Raw genomic sequence first — 19,672 nt, 5'->3', positions numbered from 1 at the left:
GACACCTCGCAGGAGCCGCCCGCCGCCGAAGACGTCCGCCCCGGCGACACCTCGCAGGAGCCGCCCGCCGCCGAAGACGTCCGCCCCGGCGACACCTCGCAGGAGCCCCCCGCCACCGAAGACGTCCGCCCCGACGCCCACCCCGAGCGCGGTTACGCCCACGGCGGTGACCCGGCCGCCGGACGCGAAGCCGGTACCCGTATCGAGGGCCCCGCCCCCGCTCCCGGCGACCGCACCCGCCCCGAGTCCCACCCCGACCGCGCTCTCGCTCGCTCCGGGGCCGGACAGGAGCCGCCGCGGCGCCCGAGCGACCTCAGGGGTGGGCTCCTCATGGGGCGGCCCTTCGGGGTGCCGGTGTACGTGGCGCCCAGCTGGTTCCTCGTGGCCGCGCTGATCACCTGGGTGTTCGGCGGACAGCTCGACCGGGTGCTGCCCGAACTCGGTGCCGCCCGCTACCTCGTCGCCCTGTTCTTCGCGGTCGCCTTCTACGGCTCCGTCCTCGTCCACGAGCTCGCGCACACCATCGCCGCCCTCCGCTTCAAGCTCCCGGTCCGGCGCATCCAGCTCCAGTTCTTCGGCGGTGTCTCCGAGATCGAGAAGGAGGCCGAGACCCCCGGCCGAGAGTTCGTCCTCGCCTTCGTCGGCCCGCTGCTCTCGCTGGTCCTCGCCGGTGTCTTCTACGCCGCCCTGCGGCCCCTCGAGCGCGGCACGGTCCCCGGTGTCCTGCTGGCCGGCCTGATGATCTCGAACCTCATCGTCGCCGCCTTCAACCTGCTGCCCGGCCTGCCCCTCGACGGCGGCCGCATGCTCCGCGCCGTCGTCTGGAAGATCACCGGCAGGCCGATGAGCGGCACCATCGCCGCCGCCTGGGTCGGCCGCGCGCTCGCGGTCGCCGTCCTGATCGGACTGCCCCTGGTCACCCAGTCCGGCGCCCTCGGCCCCACCGCCGAGGACAGCGTCGGCATGGGCACCGTCACCAACGCTCTGCTCGCCGCCATCCTGGCCGCGATCATCTGGACCGGCGCCGGCAACAGCCTGCGCATGGCCCGGCTGCGCGAGCACCTCCCCGAACTGCGCGCCCGCGCCCTCACCCGCCGCGCCGTCCCGGTCGAGGGCAACACCTCCCTGGCCGAGGCCCTGCGCCGCGCCAACGCCTCCGGCGCCCGCGCCCTGGTCGTCGTCGACGGCCACGGCGAGCCGCTCTCCCTCGTCCGCGAGTCCGCCATCGTCGGGGTACCCGAGCACCGCCGCCCCTGGGTCTACGCCAGCGAACTCGCCCAGGAGCTCACCGACGGCATGCGCGTCTCCGTCGAACTCGCCGGAGAGGACCTCCTGGACGTGCTGCGCGCCACCCCGGCGACCGAGTACCTCGTGGTGGAGGAGACCGGAGAGATCTACGGCGTGCTGTCCGCGGCCGACGTGGAGCGCGCCTTCGTGAAGGCCATGGCCCGCCCGTCGGCCTCCGCGTAGGGCCCGTCAGCGTGGTCGGAGGGCCCGCCGGGGACCGGTAGGCTGGTCACATGTCCGAACCGACCGGTGCCGCCCGCCGCCGCGGGCCCTTCAAGGTCGGGGACCAGGTACAGCTGACCGACCCCAAGGGCCGCCACTACACGTTCACGCTCGAAGCAGGGAAGAACTTCCACACCCACAAGGGGTCCTTCCCGCACGACGAACTGATCGGCGCACCCGAGGGCAGCGTTGTCCGCACCACCGGCAACGTCGCCTACCTCGCGCTGCGCCCCCTGCTCCCCGACTACGTCCTGTCCATGCCCCGCGGGGCAGCCGTCGTCTACCCCAAGGACGCGGGGCAGATCCTCGCCTTCGCCGACATCTTCCCCGGCGCGCGCGTCGTGGAGGCCGGCGTCGGCTCCGGTTCGCTCAGCAGCTTCCTGCTGCGGGCCATCGGCGACCAGGGCATGCTGCACAGCTACGAGCGCCGCGCCGACTTCGCCGAGATCGCGCAGGCGAACGTGGAGCGCTACTTCGGCGGCCCGCACCCCGCCTGGCAGCTCACGGTCGGAGACCTCCAGGACAACCTCTCCGACACCGACGTCGACCGCGTCATCCTCGACATGCTCGCCCCCTGGGAGTGCCTGGAGGCCGTCTCCAAGGCGCTCGTCCCCGGCGGCATCCTGTGCTGCTACGTCGCGACCACCACCCAGCTCGCCCGGACCGTGGAGTCCATCCGCGAGATCGGCTGCTTCAACGAGCCGACCGCCTGGGAGACGATGATCCGCAACTGGCACATCGAGGGCCTGGCCGTCCGCCCGGACCACCGCATGATCGGCCACACCGGCTTCCTGCTCACCGCCCGCCGGCTCGCGGACGGCGTCGAGCCGCCCATGCGCCGCCGTCGGCCCGCCAAGGGCGCCTACGGCGACGACTACGAGGGCCCCAACGCCGACGGCGGCGCCGCCCGCTGACGCGTCCCGTCCCGCACACAACACAGGGGCGCCGTGGCGGAGTTCCCGACGACCGCGGGGAACTCCGGCACGGCGCCCTCACGTTGATCCCCACCCCGCCGTTCCCCCGCACTGTGACGTGTGGCACGATGCTGGCCACCCCCACCGGCACAGCCCTCGCAGGAGATGCTCCTAGTGCAGCAATCCGCCGTTCCGGAACTGGCCCACACGCATACCCGCCCCATCCACTGGATGGCCACCGCCACCGCGGTCGCCGGTGTGGTCGCCCTCTCCTCGCTCGTGCAGCCCGGCTCGGCCACGGCCGCCCAGCCGCAGGGCACCCGCGCGAACTCCGCCCCCGCTACCGGGCCGGCCCCGAGCACCACCGGCGTGACCTTCCCGATCGACTGCGGTCCGGTGCGGGCCGTGGTGGCGAAGAAGGCCTCCGGCGACCTCGACGGGGACGGCAGACCGGAGACCGTGGCCGTCGTGCACTGCGACGCCCCCATGGGCACCCCGCCCGACGCCGTCTACGTCCTCACCCAGGCCGCCGGTGCCGCCGAGCCCCGCGTGGTCGCCACCCTCGTCGAGGTCAAGGACCGGTACTCGGTCACGGACTTCGCCGTCCGCGACGGCGCCGTTACCGCAACCCTGCTCGGCTACTCCTCGCCCGACGTGCCCAATTGCTGCCCCGACCTCAAGGACAGCGTGAAGTGGCAGTGGCAGAACGGCGCGTTCGTCCGCTCCGCGGACGCCGGGGCGCGCGGTGTCTGACCGCACTCGCTGAAAATGTGAGAAAACAGACAACGGTGACGCCTCGCGCCGGAGCCGTCACTCCGCGTCAGGTCCGTACACCTCGACCCTGTCCGAAACGCGGCGCACGTGGATGCACTCGCCGGGGCACTCCTTGGCCGAGTCCACCACGTCCGTGAGAAGCGGGAGCGGCACGGGCGTTGCCGCTCCCGCCTCCTGAAGGAGCTCGTCCTCCGGGGTCTTCACATAGGCCAGACCGTCGATGTCCAGCTCGAAGACCTCCGGCGCGTATTGCGCGCAGATGCCGTCGCCGGTACACAGGTCCTGGTCGATCCAGACCTCCAGTGCCTCGCCACCGTCCGAGGTCCGCTGCTGCACGGTCATCTCTCCTGCCGTATCACGTCGAGCCGTACGGGAATCCGGCCAGCTCTGACGGGTGTTGAACGTGTCGACCCTACCTCTGCCCGCTTTCCAATCATGTTCGGTGGGTATTCCCCTGGCGTGAGGGAGAGCGCAAGGGTGAAGATCGGACACACCCCGACAGTCTTTGTGATCTAGGGGTTTCAATCGACACCCACCCAGGTAGGGTCTGGAAGCGTCCAGCTCCCCTTGGAGGAGGTGAGGACCGTGGCAGCCCACGACGACGACATGAACCGCGGCATCCGCCCGGGACGCGGGTCCGACGACCCGGCCGGGCAGATCGCCTACCTTGAGCAGGAGATCGCCGTCCTGCGCCGCAAGCTCGCCGACTCTCCGCGTCACACGAGGATTCTCGAAGAGCGGATCGTCGAGTTGCAGACCAACCTGGCCGGCGTGTCCGCGCAGAACGAACGGCTCGCGAATACGCTCCGCGAGGCCCGCGACCAGATCGTGGCCCTCAAGGAAGAGGTCGACCGGCTCGCCCAGCCGCCGGCCGGCTTCGGCGTCTTCCTCCAGGCCAATGAGGACGGCACCGCCGACATCTTCACCGGCGGCCGCAAGCTCCGGGTGAACGTCAGCCCCAGCGTCGAGCTCGACGAGCTCAGGCGCGGCCAGGAACTGATGCTCAACGAAGCGCTCAACGTGGTCGAGGCCATGGAGTTCGAGCGCGTCGGCGACATCGTCACCCTCAAGGAGATCCTCGAGGACGGCGAGCGGGCCCTGGTGCTCGGGCACACCGACGAGGAGCGGGTGGTACGGCTCGCCGAGCCGCTACTGGACGTCACCATCCGCCCCGGCGACGCGCTCCTGCTCGAACCCAGGTCCGGCTACGTCTACGAGGTCGTGCCCAAGAGCGAGGTCGAGGAACTCGTCCTCGAAGAGGTGCCCGACATCGGCTACGAGCAGATCGGCGGCCTCGGCAACCAGATCGAGGCCATCCGCGACGCCGTGGAGCTGCCGTACCTCTACCCGGACCTTTTCAAGGAGCACGAGCTGCGCCCGCCGAAGGGCGTCCTGCTCTACGGGCCCCCCGGATGCGGCAAGACGCTCATCGCCAAGGCCGTCGCGAACTCGCTCGCCAAGAAGGTCGCCGAGGTTACCGGGCAGGCGGCGGGCAAGAGCTTCTTCCTCAACATCAAGGGCCCGGAGCTGCTGAACAAGTACGTCGGCGAGACCGAGCGGCAGATCCGCCTCGTCTTCCAGCGTGCCCGTGAGAAGGCCGGCGAGGGCACCCCCGTGATCGTCTTCTTCGACGAGATGGAGTCTCTCTTCCGCACCCGCGGCTCCGGTGTCAGCTCGGACGTGGAGAACACCATCGTCCCCCAGCTGCTCGCCGAGATCGACGGTGTGGAAGGCCTCCAGAACGTGGTCGTGATCGGCGCCTCCAACCGCGAGGACATGATCGACCCGGCCATCCTGCGGCCCGGCCGCCTCGATGTGAAGATCAAGATCGAGCGCCCGGACGCCGAGGCGGCGAAGGACATCTTCGGGAAGTACCTCACCGAGCGCCTCCCGCTGCACTCGGACGACCTCGCGGAACACGGCGGCGCCAAGGACGCCACGGTCCAGGGCATGATCCAGACCGCGGTGGAGCACATGTACGCCGAAACCGAGGAGAACCGCTTCCTGGAGGTCACCTACGCCAACGGCGACAAGGAAGTCCTCTACTTCAAGGACTTCAACTCCGGCGCCATGATCGAGAACATCGTCGGCCGCGCCAAGAAGATGGCGATCAAGGACTTCCTCGAGAAGAACCAGAAGGGTCTCCGCGTCTCCCACCTGCTCCAGGCCTGCGTGGACGAGTTCAAGGAGAACGAGGACCTTCCCAACACCACCAACCCGGACGACTGGGCCCGGATCTCCGGAAAGAAGGGCGAGCGGATCGTCTACATCCGCACCCTCATCACCGGAAAGCAGGGCGCGGACACCGGACGCTCCATCGACACGGTGGCGAACACCGGTCAGTACCTGTAAAAGCAGGGTGGCTGCGGGTGCCCTCCACGGGGTACCCGCAGTCCGCTGTTTCCGGGCCACCGCATGGAGCAGGCAATGACGCAAATGATCTCCCCACCAGCGCAAAGGCGTTCTAGGCTCTTTCGTACCGCCGGGTTGCGCAGTGCGGGGACGGGCACCGCACAGGCACCCGGGCATCAGCGGTACTTGAGCGACGCCCACGACCGAGGGTGCCGCCGGGCAAGGAGGGCCGCATGACCGTACGGCGAGTAATGGGCATCGAGACGGAGTACGGGATCTCCGTCCCCGGCCACCCCAATGCCAATGCCATGCTCACCTCATCCCAGATCGTCAACGCCTACGCGGCGGCCATGCACCGGGCGCGCCGGGCCCGCTGGGACTTCGAGGAGGAGAACCCGCTGCGGGACGCCCGGGGCTTCGACCTCGCCCGCGAGGCGGCCGACGCCAGCCAGCTCACCGACGAGGACATCGGCCTGGCCAACGTCATCCTCACCAATGGCGCACGGCTCTACGTCGACCATGCCCACCCGGAGTACAGCGCGCCCGAGGTCACCAACCCGCGCGACGCCGTCCTGTGGGACAAGGCCGGCGAACGGATCATGGCCGAGGCCGCGGAGCGGGCGGCCCAGCTGCCCGGCGCCCAGCCGATCCACCTCTACAAGAACAACACCGACAACAAGGGCGCCTCCTACGGCACGCACGAGAACTACCTGATGAAGCGGGAGACCGCCTTCTCCGACATCGTGCGCCACCTCACGCCCTTCTTCGTCTCCCGTCAGGTCATCACGGGCGCCGGCCGTGTCGGCATCGGCCAGGACGGCCACGAGCACGGCTTCCAGCTCAGTCAGCGCGCGGACTACTTCGAGGTCGAGGTCGGTCTGGAGACCACACTCAAGCGGCCGATCATCAACACGCGTGACGAGCCCCACGCCGACGCGGAGAAGTACCGGCGCCTGCATGTGATCATCGGCGACGCCAACCTCTCCGAGATCTCCACCTACCTCAAGCTGGGCACGACCGCCCTGGTCCTGTCCATGATCGAGGACGGCTTCATCGCCGTGGACCTGGCCGTCGACCAGCCCGTACGCACGCTCCACCAGGTCTCGCACGACCCGGGCCTCAAGCGCCTGATCACACTGCGCAGCGGCCGGACACTCACCGCGGTGCAGCTCCAGATGGAGTACTACGAGCTGTCGCGCAAGTACGTGGAGGAGCGGTTCGGCGCGGACGCCGACGAGCAGACCAAGGACGTGCTGTCCCGCTGGGAGGACGCGCTCAACCGGCTCGAGAACGACCCCATGAGCCTGGCCGGCGAGCTGGACTGGGTCGCCAAGCGGGAGCTCATGGAGGGCTACCGGCGCCGTGACGGCCTCGACTGGGACGCCGCCCGCCTCCACCTCGTCGACCTCCAGTACGCGGACGTACGCCCCGACAAGGGCCTGTACAACCGCCTGGTGGCCCGGGGCCGCATCAAGCGCCTGCTGGACGAGACCGAGGTGGACCGGGCCCGCAGGAAGCCGCCGGAGGACACGCGCGCGTACTTCCGCGGCCGCTGCCTGGAGCAGTACGCCGACGACGTCGCCGCGGCCTCCTGGGACTCGGTGATCTTCGATCTGCCGGGCCGGGACTCGCTCCAGCGCGTCCCAACCCTGGAACCGCTTCGCGGAACGCGTAATCACGTCAAGGAGCTCCTCGACCGCTGCCGTACCGCCGAAGACCTGGTCAGGGTGCTCTCCGGCGGCTGAGCGGATCCCGGACCGGACGGGTCTTCCAGGGTGGAAATCCCCGGCGCCGGGAATCATCGAGGTGGCCCTCGTACGTTGGAGAAAGTGCGGGGCCGATGTCGGACCCGGCTTGTAGGGTCGGAACATCACCGATCGGCCGTAATGCCGACCATGTCGGGCGAACTGAGCGGGGTGAGGGTTATGGCAACGAAGGACACCGGCGGCGGGCAGCAGAAGGCCACGCGTTCCACCGAGGAGATCGAGGAACAGTCCCAGGACGCGCAGGCCACGGACGACCTCAAGGAACGCCACGAGAAGCTGAGCGACGACGTGGACTCCGTCCTCGACGAGATCGACGACGTCCTCGAGGAGAACGCAGAGGACTTCGTGCGGTCCTTCGTGCAAAAGGGTGGTCAGTAAAAGCCCGATAAGCGGTCAGTAAGCCGCTTCTTCCTTCGGTTCCTCCGCGTCCTTGGATTCCCCGGGTCCCTTGGATTCCCTGGTTTTCCCGGGGCCGAAGAATCGAAGGGAAGGCGCGTGGAGCGGTGGCGGACGAGCCGGTTGGCGAGGGACTGCGTGCGGTGCGGTGAGGCCGTACCGCGCGCGGCCTTCGTTTCCGGGCGCCGGCCGCCCGCGCGGGGGCTCGGTGAGGGGCTCGTCGGGAGCGGCTTCAGGGCTTCCGCCGATCATGTGGATCACCGCCGCGAGGCGGGTAGGGTCCGTGGCGTACTGTGCATCAACTGCAACTCCGGCCTCGGCCTGTTGAGGGACGATCCCGAAGCGGTGGACCGAGCTGCCGACTACCCGGAAGGAAACGCGTGGAAGCCAACACTCGTAGCACCGGGCGTCTACCGGCCGCCTTCCTGACGCCTGGGTCCGCCTCGTTCATGGACTTTCTCGCCGAGCACCAGCCGGAGCTGCTGCCGGGGAAGCGGCAGCTGCCGCCGACCCAGGGGGTGGTCGAGGCACCGCACGGCACCACCATCGTGGCGACGGCCTTCCCGGGCGGCGTCGTCCTGGCCGGTGACCGGCGGGCGACGATGGGGAACGTGATCGCGCAGCGGGACATCGAGAAGGTGTTCCCGGCGGACGAGTACTCGGCCGTCGGTATCGCCGGCACCGCCGGTCTGGCGGTGGAGATGGTGAAGCTGTTCCAGCTGGAGCTGGAGCACTTCGAGAAGGTCGAGGGGACGCAGCTCTCACTGGAGGGCAAGGCGAACCGGCTGTCGACCATGATCCGTTCCAACCTGGGCATGGCCATGCAGGGACTGGCCGTGGTCCCGCTCTTCGCGGGGTACGACCTGGACCGCGAGAAGGGCCGGATCTTCTCCTACGACGTGACGGGTGGCCGTTCCGAGGAGCACGGCTACGCGGCCACCGGCTCCGGCTCGATCTTCGCGCGCGGCGCCATGAAGAAGCTCTTCCGGGAGGACCTGACCGAGGCCGAGGCCACGACGCTGGTGGTCCAGGCCCTGTACGACGCGGCAGACGACGACTCGGCGACCGGTGGTCCCGATGTCGCCCGCCGGATCTATCCGATCGTCACCGTGATCACCGAGGACGGATTCCGCCGGCTCACCGAGGACGAGTCCTCGGAGATCGCCCGCTCGGTGCTCCAGCGGCGCCTGGAGCAGCCGGACGGCCCGCGGGCCGCGCTGCTGTAGCCGGCGCCCGGTTCTTGTTCGGGGTGATCCAGTGACTTCTACAGAAAGGGACGGATAACCGGTGTCGACGCCGTTCTATGTCTCACCTCAGCAGGCCATGGCCGACCGGGCGGAGTACGCCCGCAAGGGCATCGCGCGTGGCCGCAGCCTGGTCGTGCTGCAGTACGCCGACGGAATCGTGTTCGTCGGTGAGAATCCGTCCCGCGCGCTGCACAAGTTCAGCGAGATCTACGACCGGATCGCGTTCGCGGCCGCCGGCAAGTACAACGAGTACGAGAACCTGCGCATCGGCGGCGTCCGCTACGCCGACCTGCGCGGTTACACCTACGACCGGGACGACGTGACCGCCCGCGGCCTGGCGAACGTGTACGCCCAGACGCTGGGCACGATCTTCTCCAGCGCCGCCGAGAAGCCGTACGAGGTGGAGCTGGTGGTCGCCGAGGTGGGGGAGACCCCGGACGGCGACCAGATCTACCGGCTGCCGCACGACGGTTCGATCGTGGACGAGCACGGCTCGGTCGCGGTCGGCGGCAACGCCGAGCAGATCAGCGGCTACCTGGACCAGCGCCACCAGGACGGCATGTCGCTGGCCGAGGCGCTGAAGCTGGCCGTGCAGGCCCTGTCCCGTGACACCAACGGCAGCGAGCGGGAGATCCCCGCCGAGCGCCTGGAGGTGGCGGTGCTGGACCGTACGCGTCCGCAGAAGCGCAAGTTCAAGCGCATCGTGGGCCGTCAGCTGGGCAGGCTGCTCGAGGCCGACGGTGCGGCGACCGAGGCGGAGAGCGCCGAGGAAGACGGTTCCGAGGAGAAGTAGTCCCGCTCGGCAGCCCCGTTCCCGGGTGCCCCGGCCTGCTGGAAGGCCGGGGCACCGGACGTTTTCGGGCGGCTGGGCGGTTTCAGGAGGGGCCGGGCGGCGCCGTGGAGCCCCGTACCACGAGTTCCACGGGGATGTCCCCGCCGGCGGGGGCGCGGCCCTCCAGGACGGCCAGCAGGGCGTGCATGCCCCGTTCGCCGAACAGCTCGGCGTCCAGCCGCACGGTGGTGAGCTCGGGGTCGATGGCGGTGGCCAGGGCGAGATCGTCGAGGCCGGTGACGGAGACGTCGTCGGGCACGCGCAGGCCGACGCGGCGCAGGGCCTTGTAGGCGCCGGCGGCGAGCTTGTCGTCGTCGCAGACCAACGCGGTGGGCCGGGGCCCGAGGGTGCTCAGGGCGGCCTCGGTGGCGGCCCTGGCGTCCTCGATGGAGATGGGGGCGCGGGCGGTGCGCACCGAGGTGCCGGGCACCGCGCCCACCCGGGCGCCGAGCTCCCTCGCCCGGACCTCGAAGGTCCAGGAGGCCACGTCCGCCGCGAGGTGCAGGAAGCGCCGGTGACCGAGCCCGAGCAGATGGTCGGCGACCTGGCGTACGCCGTCGGCGATGTCCAGGTTGACGGTCGCGGCGCCCAGGCTGCCCGCGGGGTCGCTGTCCAGCATGACCAGCGGCAGCTGGTCGCCGCGGATCGCGGTGAGCGCGTCGGCGGCCATGGAGGAGGCGATCACGCCGTCCAGCGCCGCCTGGGCCGAGGCGAACGGGTTCCGGGCCGGGCCGATGCCCTCGGGGGAGGGGTAGAGGACGACGCCGAAGCCGTGCTCGGCGGCGACGCGGGCGGCGCCGGTGTAGACGCCGGCGAAGAACTCGGTGGTCAGCGCGGGGACGACCAGGAGGACGGTCCGGGTACGGCCGAGCCGCAGATTGCGGGCGGCGAGGTTGGGCCGGTAGCCGAGTTCCTCGGCCGCCCGGCGCACCCGTTCGGCGGTCGCCTGCGACACCCGGCCGCGCCACTTGTCGCCGAGGACCAGGGAGACGGCGGCCTGGGACACCCCGGCGGCGTGCGCGACGTCACGGCTGGTGGGGCGCGTGCTGCTTGGTGCCACCGCGGGCACGCTCCTTCGTCTGGACTGGTGAACAGCGCACATGGTACGTATGACCGAGGACGTTATACGTAACACCAGAGGTTGCTCCAGCACTACCTCGGGCGAACCAGTGGAAGGCAGGCGATGGCCGTGGGATTCGGGGGATACCTGGAGATCCTCAGGGCGAGGCACGCCGCCCGGCTGCTGACCGGCACCCTTGTGGGGCGGCTGCCCAACGCCACCGCGGCGATCGCCATCGTGCTGTTCGTCCGCGCGGAGGGCGGCACGTACAGCCTCGCGGGGGCGCTGGCGGCGGTGTACGGCGTGGCCAACGCGGTGGGCCAGCCCGTGCTCGGGCGCCTGGTGGACCTGTACGGGCAGCCCCGCGTCCAGCTGCCCGCCGCGCTCGCCGCGGCGCTGGCGATGACGGTCTTCGCCCTGAACGGCACCCAGCCACCCGCCGTGGCGTACACGGCCGTCGCGGCGGCCGGGCTCTTCACGCCGCCGCTGGAGGGCGGGCTGCGGGCGCTGTGGCCCTCGGTGCTGCGCAGGGAGGGCCAGGTGCACACGGCGTACGCGATGGACGCCGTGGCGCAGGAAGTGATGTTCACCGTCGGCCCGTTGCTCGTGACCCTCTGCGTCTCGCTGTGGTCGGCCCAGGCGGCGCTGGTGGTGCTGAACGCCGTCGGCGTGCTGGGCGCGCTGTCCGTGGTCGTCTCGCCGCCCTCGCGGGCCTGGCGTTCGGCGCCCCGGGAGGCGCACTGGCTGGGCGCGCTGCGCTCGCCCGGTCTGCTGGCGCTGCTCGGCGCGTTCCTCTTCGTCGGTGTCGCCATGGGCTCCATCACGGTGGCGGCGGTGCCCTACGCCGACGACCACGGCGGGGACGCGGTGTACGGCTGGCTGATGGCCGCCCTGGGGCTGGGCGCGCTGGTCGGCGGTGCCGTCTACGGCGCGCGCCAGTGGGCGGGCGCACCCGAGCGGCGACTGCGCCTGCTGGTGGGTCTTCTGGCGGTGTGTTACCTGCCGCTGCTGCTGATGCCCGGGGCGGTGGCCATGGTGGCGCTGACGGTGCTGGCCGGGGTGTTCCTGGCGCCGTGCATCGCCTGCGCGTTCATCATCGTGGATCGGCACGCTCCGGCCGGCACGGTGACCGAGGCCTTTTCCTGGCTGGTGACGACGTTCACCGTGGGCGCGTCCGTCGGAACGGGTGTCGCGGGCCCGGTGGTCGAGGAGGGCGGCGCGCTCTGGGGCTTCGCGGTGCCGGGCGCCGCCGGGGCCGTGTCGCTGCTGGTGTTGCTGGTCACCGGGCGGGTCCTCACAGCTCCCGCTGGACGGGCGGTGGTTGCCGCTTCATCGGAAAATGATCCAAATCGTGCTGCCGAACCCCGTTTGAGCGCAGAGGATCGGGCGTAATGTTCAGTCATGGACCGCCGCATTTTCGGGCTGGAGAACGAGTACGGCGTCACGTGCACGTTCAGGGGACAGCGCCGCCTGTCGCCTGACGAGGTGGCGCGGTACCTCTTCCGCCGTGTCGTGTCATGGGGCCGCAGCAGCAATGTCTTTCTGCGAAACGGCGCCCGGCTCTATCTCGATGTGGGGTCACACCCGGAATACGCGACACCCGAGTGTGACAATGTGATCGAACTGGTCACCCACGACAAGGCCGGCGAGCGCATTCTCGAAGGACTCCTGGTGGACGCGGAGCGACGCCTGCACGAGGAGGGAATCGCGGGCGACGTCTACCTTTTCAAGAACAACACCGACTCGGCGGGCAACTCCTACGGCTGCCACGAGAACTATCTGGTGGCACGGCACGGAGAGTTCTCGCGTCTCGCGGACATCCTCATCCCGTTCCTGGTCACGAGGCAGCTGCTCTGCGGGGCGGGCAAGGTGCTGCAGACCCCGCGCGGGGCGGTGTACTGCGTGAGCCAGCGGGCCGAGCACATCTGGGAGGGTGTCTCCTCGGCGACCACCCGTTCGCGGCCCATCATCAACACCCGCGACGAGCCGCACGCGGACGCGGAGCGCTACCGGCGGCTGCACGTCATCGTCGGCGACTCCAACATGTCCGAGACGACGATGCTGCTCAAGGTGGGCGCGACCGATCTGGTGCTGCGCATGATCGAGGCGGGCACGGTGATGCGCGACCTGACCCTGGAGAACCCGATCCGGGCGATCCGCGAGGTCAGCCACGACATCACGGGCCGCCGCAAGGTGCGCCTTGCCAGCGGCCGTGAGGCCTCCGCCCTTGAGGTGCAGCGGGAGTACTACGAGAAGGCCGTGGACTTCTGCGAGCGGCGCGGTATCCGCACCGGCACGGTGGAGCAGGTGCTGGAGCTGTGGGGCCGCACGCTGGACGCGATCGAGAGCGAGGACCTCGACCGCATCGGCACCGAGATCGACTGGGTGATGAAGTACAAGCTCATCGAGCGGTACCGGGCCAAGCACAACATGACCATGTCGCACCCGCGGGTCGCCCAGATAGACCTCGCCTACCACGACATCCACCGCCGTCGTGGCCTGTACTACCTGCTGGAGAAGAAGGGCCAAGCCGCCCGGATCTGCAACGACTTGAAGATCTTCGAGGGCAAGTCGGTCCCGCCGCAGACCACTCGGGCACGGCTGCGCGGCGACTTCATCCGGCGGGCGCAGGAACAGCGCAGGGACTTCACCGTCGACTGGGTGCACCTCAAGCTCAACGACCAGGCACAACGCACGGTGTTGTGCAAGGACCCGTTCCGTTCGGTGGACGACCGGGTGGAGAAGCTGATCGCCGGAATGTGAGCCCGGCGGGACGAGGACGGCGGTTCGGCACGAGAACCGGAACGCCACACGGGCGCCGTGCGTTCACCGTACGGCGCCCCGCTCACGACGTAGAGTTGCGCGCACGCCATCAGAAGATCGACCGATTACGAGGCTCCCACCGTGCGCCGACGCTCACTTCTTCTTTCCGTACCCGCGGGACTTGTCACTCTGGCCGCCTGCGGCAACGACAAGACCGATTCGAGCAAGGCCAGCGAGAGCGCGTCGCCGTCGCCGTCGCCCTCCGAGCCGTCCGCGGCGCCCTCGCCGAAGATCGTCTCCGGGCCGCTGCCGGCGATCACCGCGGGCACGAAGTTCGGCGAGAAGCCGACCGTCGCCAAGGGCAGTGGTGACCCGTCGAAGGACATCGCCGTCAAGACGGTGATCGCGGGCGGCGGCCGCACCATCGCGGAGAACGACTACGTCCAGGCGCACTACCTGGGCCAGATCTGGAACTCAGCGAAGCTCTTCGACAACTCCTACGACCGCAAGGCCCCCCTGGTCATCCAGCTCGCCCAGGGCACGATCATCGACGGCTGGCGCTATGCCCTCGCGGGCAAGAAGGTGGGCAGCCGCGTCCTGTTCTCCGTGCCGCCCACCTGGGGATATGGCACGCAGGGCAACGCTCAGGCCGGGATCAAGGGCACCGACACGCTGGTCTTCGTCGTCGACCTCCAGGACACCTTCAACTCCAAGAGCTCGGCCAAGGGCAAGACGGTCGCCCAGGACAACGCCGACCTGCCCAAGGTCGGCACCAACACCGACGGCGCGGCCCCGTCCGTCGCCGTGCCCAAGACGGCCGCGCCCAAGAAGCTCGTGGCCGACTACGTGATCGAGGGCGACGGCCCCGTGGTCAAGCCGCAGAACACCGTGCTCGTCCAGTACAAGGGCGTGCTGTGGGACGGCGGCAAGGAGTTCGACTCGACGTACAAGCGCGATGCGCTGACCTCGTTCTCCCTCCAGCAGGTCGTCAAGGGCTGGGCCGACGGACTGGCCGGCAAGAAGGTCGGCAGCCGGGTCCTGATCGTCGTCCCGCCGGCCCTGGGCTACGGCGACAACCCGCCCCCCAACAGCGGCATCAAGAAGGACTCGGTGCTGGTCTTCACGGTGGACATCCTGGCGGCGATGTAGCGCCGCGCCACGGTCTCCCGGCGCGGGCGCGCAGTCGGCGGGGATGTAAGACTGTGCAGGTTGCCTTGTCGTAGATGAGCAGGAGAAACACGTGAGCATCGAGAAGCCCGAGATCGACTTCCCGGGCGGCGAGCCCCCGGCGGATCTCGAGATCAAGGAGATCTGGGAGGGCGACGGGCCGGTGGCCAAGGCCGGCGACACCGTCGCCGTCCACTACGTCGGCGTGGCCTTCTCCAGCGGCGAGGAGTTCGACGCCTCCTGGAACCGCGGTACGCCGCTCCGCTTCCAGCTGGGTGTCGGCCAGGTCATCGCCGGCTGGGACCAGGGTGTGCAGGGCATGAAGGTCGGCGGGCGCCGCCAGCTGACCATCCCGCCGCACCTCGCCTACGGCGACCGCGGCGCGGGTGGCCGGATCAAGCCGGGCGAGACGCTGATCTTCGTCTGCGACCTGGTCGCGGTCTGATCGTCGCGCATCGGATCCGTGCGGGATCCGATCATCCGTGGCCCATGCCTGTCCGGGCATGGGCCTCGGCTTTTGTCCGTACGCTGTGGGGCGGTACGGTCATCGGTCGTAAGGACCATACGGAAGGTGAAGGGCGTCGATGGCCATTGCCAAGGCCGAGCGGCTGATGAACCTGGCGCTGTGCCTGCTCGGGACGCGACGGCCGCTGAGCAAGCGCGAGCTGCGGGAGTCCATCGAGGCCTACGTCGAGGCCTCCGGCCGGGACAGGGGTGCGGCCTCCGGCCGCGACAGAAGCGTGGCCTCCGGGTCGGAGAAGGGTGCCACCGCGGCGTCCGACGACTCCTTCAACCGCATGTTCGAGCGGGACAAGGACGACCTGCGTGAGCTCGGGCTGGTCATCGAGACCGTCGAGAGCCTGGACGGCGAGGTCGGCTACCTGGCCCGCCGGGACAGCAACCGGCTGCCGCCCATCACCCTGGACGCCGAGGAGGCCGCCGCGCTCGGTCTGGCCGCCAAGGTCTGGCAGCAGGCCCGGCTGGCCGGGGCGGCCAGCGGCGCCCTGCAGAAGCTGCGCGCCGCCGGGCTGCCCGAGGACGTCGACCCCTACGAGGCGCACGGCGCGCTGGAGCCGCGCATCCCGGTGCACGAGGCCGCCTTCGAGCCGCTGATGCTCGCCTGCCGCGACCGCCGGCCGGTCGCCTTCGACTACCGCAAGGCCAACGCCGCCCAGCCCGGGACCCGGCACGTCGAGCCGTGGGCGCTGGAGTGCTGGCGCGGCCACTGGTACCTGGCCGGTTTCGACCGTGACCGCGGCGCCGAGCGGGTCTTCCGGCTCTCCAGGATCACCGGCAGGGTCCGCTCACGGGGCAGCGGCTTCACCGCGCCGGTCCCGGACGTCGTCACCGTCCGCGAGACCGTGGCGAGCTGGGCGGGCGAGAGCGCCGACCGCTCCGCGCGGATCCGGCTGCGCGCCGACGCCGGGTACCCCCTTCGGGCGAAGGCCACCGCCGTGCGGGAACTCGGAGACGGCTGGGACGAGTTGGACATCCCGTACGGGCACGGGCTGGACGCCTGGCTGGTGGAGTTCGGACCGGACGTCGTGGTTCTGGAGCCGGCCGAGCTGCGGGCGGACGTGCTGGACCGGCTGCGTGCCGTGGCCGGGGGCTGAGGGGGAGCGGAGCGACACTGTGGCAGGCAAACCGGTCAGGCCCGCGAGCGCCATCGACCAGACCCGGCGGATGCTCTCCCTGGTGACGTATCTCAGGGAGCGTCCCGGTGCCCGGATCGAGGACGTGGCGCGCGCCTTCGGCATCACCGAGGACGAACTGGTCTCCGACCTCGACGTACTGCCCATGTGCGGTACGAGTTTCCGGGGCGGCGATCTGCTCGACATCGACACCGACGGCGAGCGCATCTGGTGGCACAACCCCGCCGCGCTCGGGGCGGAGGCGGCGGAGCCGCTGCGGCTGGCCGCCGACGAGGCGACCGCGCTGCTGGTGGCGGCCCGCGCGGTGGCCACGCTGCCCGGACTGCGGGAGAGCGACCGGCAGGCCCTGCTGCGGGCCACGGCCAAGGTGGAGGCCGCGGCCGGAGAGGCCGCCGGGGCCAGCTCCCGGCTGTCGGTGACCTTCGAGTCCGAGGGCGGGGTCTTCGCCGACGTGGACCGGGCGATCTCCGAGCGCCGCCGGCTGTGGATCCGCTACTACTCGCCGGCCCGCGACGAGGTCACCGAGCGCGAGATCGACCCCATCCGTCTGGTCAGCGTCGGGCACACCTATGTGGAGGCCTGGTGCCGCCGCTCCGAGGCGCGGCGCACCTTCCGGCTCGACCGGGTCGCCGAGATCAAGATCCTCGACGAGCCCTCGGCGCCGCCGGAGATGGAGCTGCGCGACCTGTCGCAGGCCCTGGTCCAGCCGGCCGCGGAGGATCCGGAGGTGGTCGTCGAGGTCGGTCCCGGTGGCCGCTGGGTCGCCGAGTACTACCCGCACGACAGCGCCGATGAGCTTCCCGACGGCGGGCTGCGTATCACTCTGCGCACGCCCGATCCGGCGTCGCTCAGGCGGCTGGCGCTGCGCCTGGGCCGGGACGGCCGGATCGTCGCCCCGCGGGAGCTGGCCGACAGCGCCCGGCAGGCGGCCCGTGAGGCCCTGGCGGCCTACGAGCCGGCGAACGACGGGGCCGGGGCCCCCGCGGACGCCGTGGCGGCGGGAGAGCCCCGGGGTGCGGACGTGGTTCACGACGGTCGGTACGACAGGCAGGAGCAGGGGCTTTGAGCGAGTCGGCGACGGCTGGGGTGCGCGAGATGTCGGTGGCGGCGGCGTTCGCCGGGATGCGGAGCGTGACTCCGGTGGTGTTCCGGGCGGGCTGCCCCGACTGCCGGGGCCGGTTCGAGCTCGGCGCGAGCGCGCTGCGCCTGGTCGTCGGCGCCAGCAGTCGCACCACCTTCTACTCGTTCACCTGCCCCGACTGCGGGGCCGCGGTCCGCAAGCCGGCCGGCGAGCGGATCGTCGAACTGCTCACCGGCGGCGGGGTCAGCACGCTGCGCCTGCACTCGACCCTCTAGGCTCGGCTCATGTTCTGGGCGATGTTCGCGGTGGCCGCGGGGTTCGTGGGGTTGGCCGTCCTCGGAGTGCTCGCCGTGCGGGTCTTCGTCGAGGCGCAGCGCCTCGGCCGGCAGGTCTCGGAGTCGGCGCGGCGCATCAACCGGGCCGCCGAGGACCTGGAGCGGGCGAGCCTGAGCGCCGCCCGGTCGCTGGAGTCGCGGTGAGTCCTGCCGGGAAAGTCCGGGAAGTCCCGAACATCGTGCGCTTTCGATCGTCTCGCCCTGCCATCCAGCCCCTATGGCCGGGTACGCTGCTGGTCATGGCCCGCACCAAGAGGCACGGGTCGCCCAGCAGGAGTACGCACGGGGATTGCTCAGCGTTCACCCCCGGACGTTACGATCGCTGCCAGCACGATGGTCAGACACCTGTCCGAGTGGTCGGACATGCCCGACGCCCCGCCTCAGTGAGAAGGTGAAGACTTTATGTTCCGCAACGCACTTGAGCCGTGGCATCTGGTGCTCCTGGTTCTGGTTATCGTCCTGGTCTTCGGGTCGAAGAAGCTTCCGGACATGGCGCGCTCGCTCGGCAAGTCCGCGCGCATCCTGAAGAGCGAGGCCAAGGCGATGAAGGACGAAGCGAAGTCGAACACCGCGGCCAACTCGGCGACTCCGGCCGGTGAGGAGCAGCAGTCCCAGCAGTCCTCGGCCCAGCGCACCATCCAGGCCGCGCCCGGTGATGTGACCAGCTCGCGCCCGGTCAACGAGCCGACGGACACGACTCAGCGCTGACGGGAGGACCGGAGCCCTTCCGGTCCGCTGCACGAGATGAGGATGTGGGTTGCTCAAGTCCGCCCGCAAGAAGGAGAAGGACCCCGAGGGGCGGATGTCGCTCGCGGATCACCTCCGTGAGCTGCGCAACCGGCTGGGGAAAGGTGTCCTGGCGATCCTGGTCGTGACGATCGTCGCCGCCTTCTTCTACAAGGACATCGTCAACTTCATCACCAAGCCGGTGCTCAGCTCGGTGGGGTGTGGGCAGTCCTTCGAGGAACTGTCCAAATCGGGTAGCAGCACCACCTGCGCACACCTCACGATCAACGGTCTGCTGGCGCCCTTCACCCTGGCACTGAAGGTGTCGCTGATGGCCGGCGTGGTGCTGGCCTCGCCGGTCTGGCTCTACCAGCTGTGGGCGTTCGTCGCCCCCGGCCTGCACAGGCACGAGCGGAAGTACGCCTACGCCTTCGTCGGCGCGGGCGTGCCGCTCTTCCTCGGGGGCGGCTTCCTCGCCTACAACGTGCTGCCCACCACCGCCAAGGTGCTGATCGGCTTCACCCCCTCGGGCGTCGACAACCTGCTGCCGCTGGACGACCTGCTCGACCTCGTCTCGCGCATGGTGGTCGTCTTCGGCCTCTCGTTCGAGATGCCGCTCCTGCTCGTCATGCTCAACCTCACCGGCATCCTGTCCGGGAAGCGCATGCTCGGCTGGTGGCGCGGCATGGTCGTCGGCATCACGGCGTTCGCCGCGGTGGCCACGCCGAGCGCCGACCCCCTGACGATGCTGGCGCTGGCGGCGCCGATCTGGGGGCTGTACTTCATCGCGGTGATCATCGCCCTGTTCAACGACCGCCGAAAGGACCGCCTGGCGGCCCTGGGACCGTCGGACGACGAGGCCTCCGAACTCGACCTCACCCCCGAGGAGATCGGCGAGGTCGAACCCGTCACCACCCGCCGCGCCCTGCCCGAACAGACGGACCGGGTCAACGGGTACGACGACGCGACCTGATCACCACCGCAGGTTTCCCGGTCGGGGGGGGGGGGGGCCCCCCCCCCCCCCCGCGGGGTAATCGGAGCGCCGGCCCGCGGGGAAATAATGCGGAGAAGGGGGGGGGGGCGGGCCCGGGCCCAACA

The 19,672-nt window shown here is 70.2% G+C and carries 20 protein-coding genes and 1 pseudogene; 19 read left to right on the top strand and 2 right to left on the bottom strand.

Annotation, left to right across the window (positions count from 1 at the left end; genetic code table 11):
* From ABZ818_RS10785 to ABZ818_RS10775, 3 genes are all read left to right on the top strand, one after another.
* Nucleotides 1-1,470: site-2 protease family protein (locus ABZ818_RS10785; protein WP_361412855.1), on the top strand; the 1,470-nt coding region annotated here is incomplete at its 5' end.
* Between the two features lie 50 nt (nucleotides 1,471-1,520).
* On the top strand, nucleotides 1,521-2,423 hold the full coding sequence (locus ABZ818_RS10780; protein ID WP_361412854.1) for a tRNA (adenine-N1)-methyltransferase: 903 nt from the start codon (nucleotides 1,521-1,523) through the stop codon (nucleotides 2,421-2,423).
* A 174-nt stretch (nucleotides 2,424-2,597) separates the two neighbouring features.
* Nucleotides 2,598-3,176, top strand: coding sequence for a hypothetical protein (locus tag ABZ818_RS10775; protein ID WP_361412853.1), 579 nt, complete (start codon nucleotides 2,598-2,600; stop codon nucleotides 3,174-3,176).
* 57 nt (nucleotides 3,177-3,233) lie between these two features.
* Here ABZ818_RS10775 and ABZ818_RS10770 read toward each other — a convergent pair whose 3' ends face one another.
* A complete protein-coding gene (locus ABZ818_RS10770; RefSeq protein ID WP_361412852.1) occupies nucleotides 3,234-3,539 on the bottom strand; it encodes a ferredoxin in 306 nt (101 codons plus the stop codon).
* A gap of 243 nt (nucleotides 3,540-3,782) precedes the next feature.
* On the opposite strand from ABZ818_RS10770, the gene arc reads away from it, so the two are divergent.
* From arc to prcA, 6 genes and pseudogenes are all read left to right on the top strand, one after another.
* Entirely contained in the window at nucleotides 3,783-5,549 is a 1,767-nt protein-coding gene (arc, locus tag ABZ818_RS10765; protein ID WP_361412851.1) for a proteasome ATPase, read from the top strand.
* Nucleotides 5,550-5,782: 233 nt separating this feature from the next.
* Entirely contained in the window at nucleotides 5,783-7,294 is a 1,512-nt protein-coding gene (gene dop, locus ABZ818_RS10760) for a depupylase/deamidase Dop (RefSeq protein WP_361412850.1), read from the top strand.
* A gap of 180 nt (nucleotides 7,295-7,474) precedes the next feature.
* On the top strand, nucleotides 7,475-7,693 hold the full coding sequence (locus ABZ818_RS10755; RefSeq protein WP_225076130.1) for a ubiquitin-like protein Pup: 219 nt from the start codon (nucleotides 7,475-7,477) through the stop codon (nucleotides 7,691-7,693).
* Between the two features lie 255 nt (nucleotides 7,694-7,948).
* Nucleotides 7,949-8,140 (top strand): annotated as a pseudogene (locus tag ABZ818_RS10750) (endonuclease domain-containing protein); the annotation flags it as partial.
* Nucleotides 8,092-8,937, top strand: coding sequence for a proteasome subunit beta (gene prcB / locus ABZ818_RS10745; protein ID WP_361412849.1), 846 nt, complete (start codon nucleotides 8,092-8,094; stop codon nucleotides 8,935-8,937). The pseudogene ABZ818_RS10750 and the gene prcB, both read left to right, overlap by 49 nt.
* Before the next feature lie 61 nt (nucleotides 8,938-8,998).
* The gene (gene prcA / locus ABZ818_RS10740) at nucleotides 8,999-9,751 is read left to right on the top strand and encodes a proteasome subunit alpha (RefSeq protein ID WP_361412848.1); all 753 of its coding nucleotides are present in this window, start codon (nucleotides 8,999-9,001) and stop codon (nucleotides 9,749-9,751) included.
* Nucleotides 9,752-9,833: 82 nt separating this feature from the next.
* Here the strand turns inward: prcA and ABZ818_RS10735 are convergent, their stop codons facing one another.
* Entirely contained in the window at nucleotides 9,834-10,850 is a 1,017-nt protein-coding gene (locus ABZ818_RS10735) for a LacI family DNA-binding transcriptional regulator (protein ID WP_361412847.1), read from the bottom strand.
* A gap of 123 nt (nucleotides 10,851-10,973) precedes the next feature.
* On the opposite strand from ABZ818_RS10735, the gene ABZ818_RS10730 reads away from it, so the two are divergent.
* The 10 genes from ABZ818_RS10730 (at nucleotide 10,974) to tatC (ending at nucleotide 19,547) form a co-directional block, all read left to right on the top strand.
* Nucleotides 10,974-12,242 carry an MFS transporter gene (locus ABZ818_RS10730; RefSeq protein WP_361412846.1) on the top strand — a complete coding sequence of 423 codons (1,269 nt, stop codon included), beginning with the start codon at nucleotides 10,974-10,976 and terminating at the stop codon, nucleotides 12,240-12,242.
* A gap of 9 nt (nucleotides 12,243-12,251) precedes the next feature.
* The gene (pafA, locus tag ABZ818_RS10725; protein ID WP_019754142.1) at nucleotides 12,252-13,613 is read left to right on the top strand and encodes a Pup--protein ligase; all 1,362 of its coding nucleotides are present in this window, start codon (nucleotides 12,252-12,254) and stop codon (nucleotides 13,611-13,613) included.
* A gap of 141 nt (nucleotides 13,614-13,754) precedes the next feature.
* Nucleotides 13,755-14,762 carry an FKBP-type peptidyl-prolyl cis-trans isomerase gene (locus ABZ818_RS10720; protein WP_361412845.1) on the top strand — a complete coding sequence of 336 codons (1,008 nt, stop codon included), beginning with the start codon at nucleotides 13,755-13,757 and terminating at the stop codon, nucleotides 14,760-14,762.
* A gap of 91 nt (nucleotides 14,763-14,853) precedes the next feature.
* Nucleotides 14,854-15,225 (top strand): FKBP-type peptidyl-prolyl cis-trans isomerase, encoded by a 372-nt coding sequence (locus ABZ818_RS10715; RefSeq protein WP_361412844.1) that lies wholly within the window; start codon nucleotides 14,854-14,856, stop codon nucleotides 15,223-15,225.
* 139 nt (nucleotides 15,226-15,364) lie between these two features.
* Nucleotides 15,365-16,393, top strand: a complete 1,029-nt coding sequence (locus ABZ818_RS10710) for a WYL domain-containing protein (RefSeq protein ID WP_361412843.1) — start codon at nucleotides 15,365-15,367, stop codon at nucleotides 16,391-16,393.
* Between the two features lie 19 nt (nucleotides 16,394-16,412).
* On the top strand, nucleotides 16,413-17,498 hold the full coding sequence (locus ABZ818_RS10705; protein WP_361412842.1) for a WYL domain-containing protein: 1,086 nt from the start codon (nucleotides 16,413-16,415) through the stop codon (nucleotides 17,496-17,498).
* Nucleotides 17,495-17,788, top strand: a complete 294-nt coding sequence (locus tag ABZ818_RS10700) for a hypothetical protein (RefSeq protein ID WP_361412841.1) — start codon at nucleotides 17,495-17,497, stop codon at nucleotides 17,786-17,788. Before ABZ818_RS10705 ends, ABZ818_RS10700 begins: the two co-directional genes overlap by 4 nt.
* Before the next feature lie 9 nt (nucleotides 17,789-17,797).
* Entirely contained in the window at nucleotides 17,798-17,992 is a 195-nt protein-coding gene (locus ABZ818_RS10695) for a hypothetical protein (RefSeq protein WP_361412840.1), read from the top strand.
* A 258-nt stretch (nucleotides 17,993-18,250) separates the two neighbouring features.
* Nucleotides 18,251-18,556 carry a Sec-independent protein translocase subunit TatA gene (gene tatA / locus ABZ818_RS10690; RefSeq protein ID WP_361412839.1) on the top strand — a complete coding sequence of 102 codons (306 nt, stop codon included), beginning with the start codon at nucleotides 18,251-18,253 and terminating at the stop codon, nucleotides 18,554-18,556.
* Nucleotides 18,557-18,605: 49 nt separating this feature from the next.
* Nucleotides 18,606-19,547, top strand: coding sequence for a twin-arginine translocase subunit TatC (tatC, locus tag ABZ818_RS10685; RefSeq protein ID WP_361412838.1), 942 nt, complete (start codon nucleotides 18,606-18,608; stop codon nucleotides 19,545-19,547).
* Nucleotides 19,548-19,672: the final 125 nt, after the last annotated feature.

Origin of the sequence: Streptomyces sp. NPDC047453 (assembly GCF_040643155.1) — a bacterium.
Taxonomy (GTDB): Bacteria; Actinomycetota; Actinomycetes; order Streptomycetales; family Streptomycetaceae; genus Streptomyces.
This window is presented reverse-complemented; position numbering and strand designations above follow the sequence as displayed.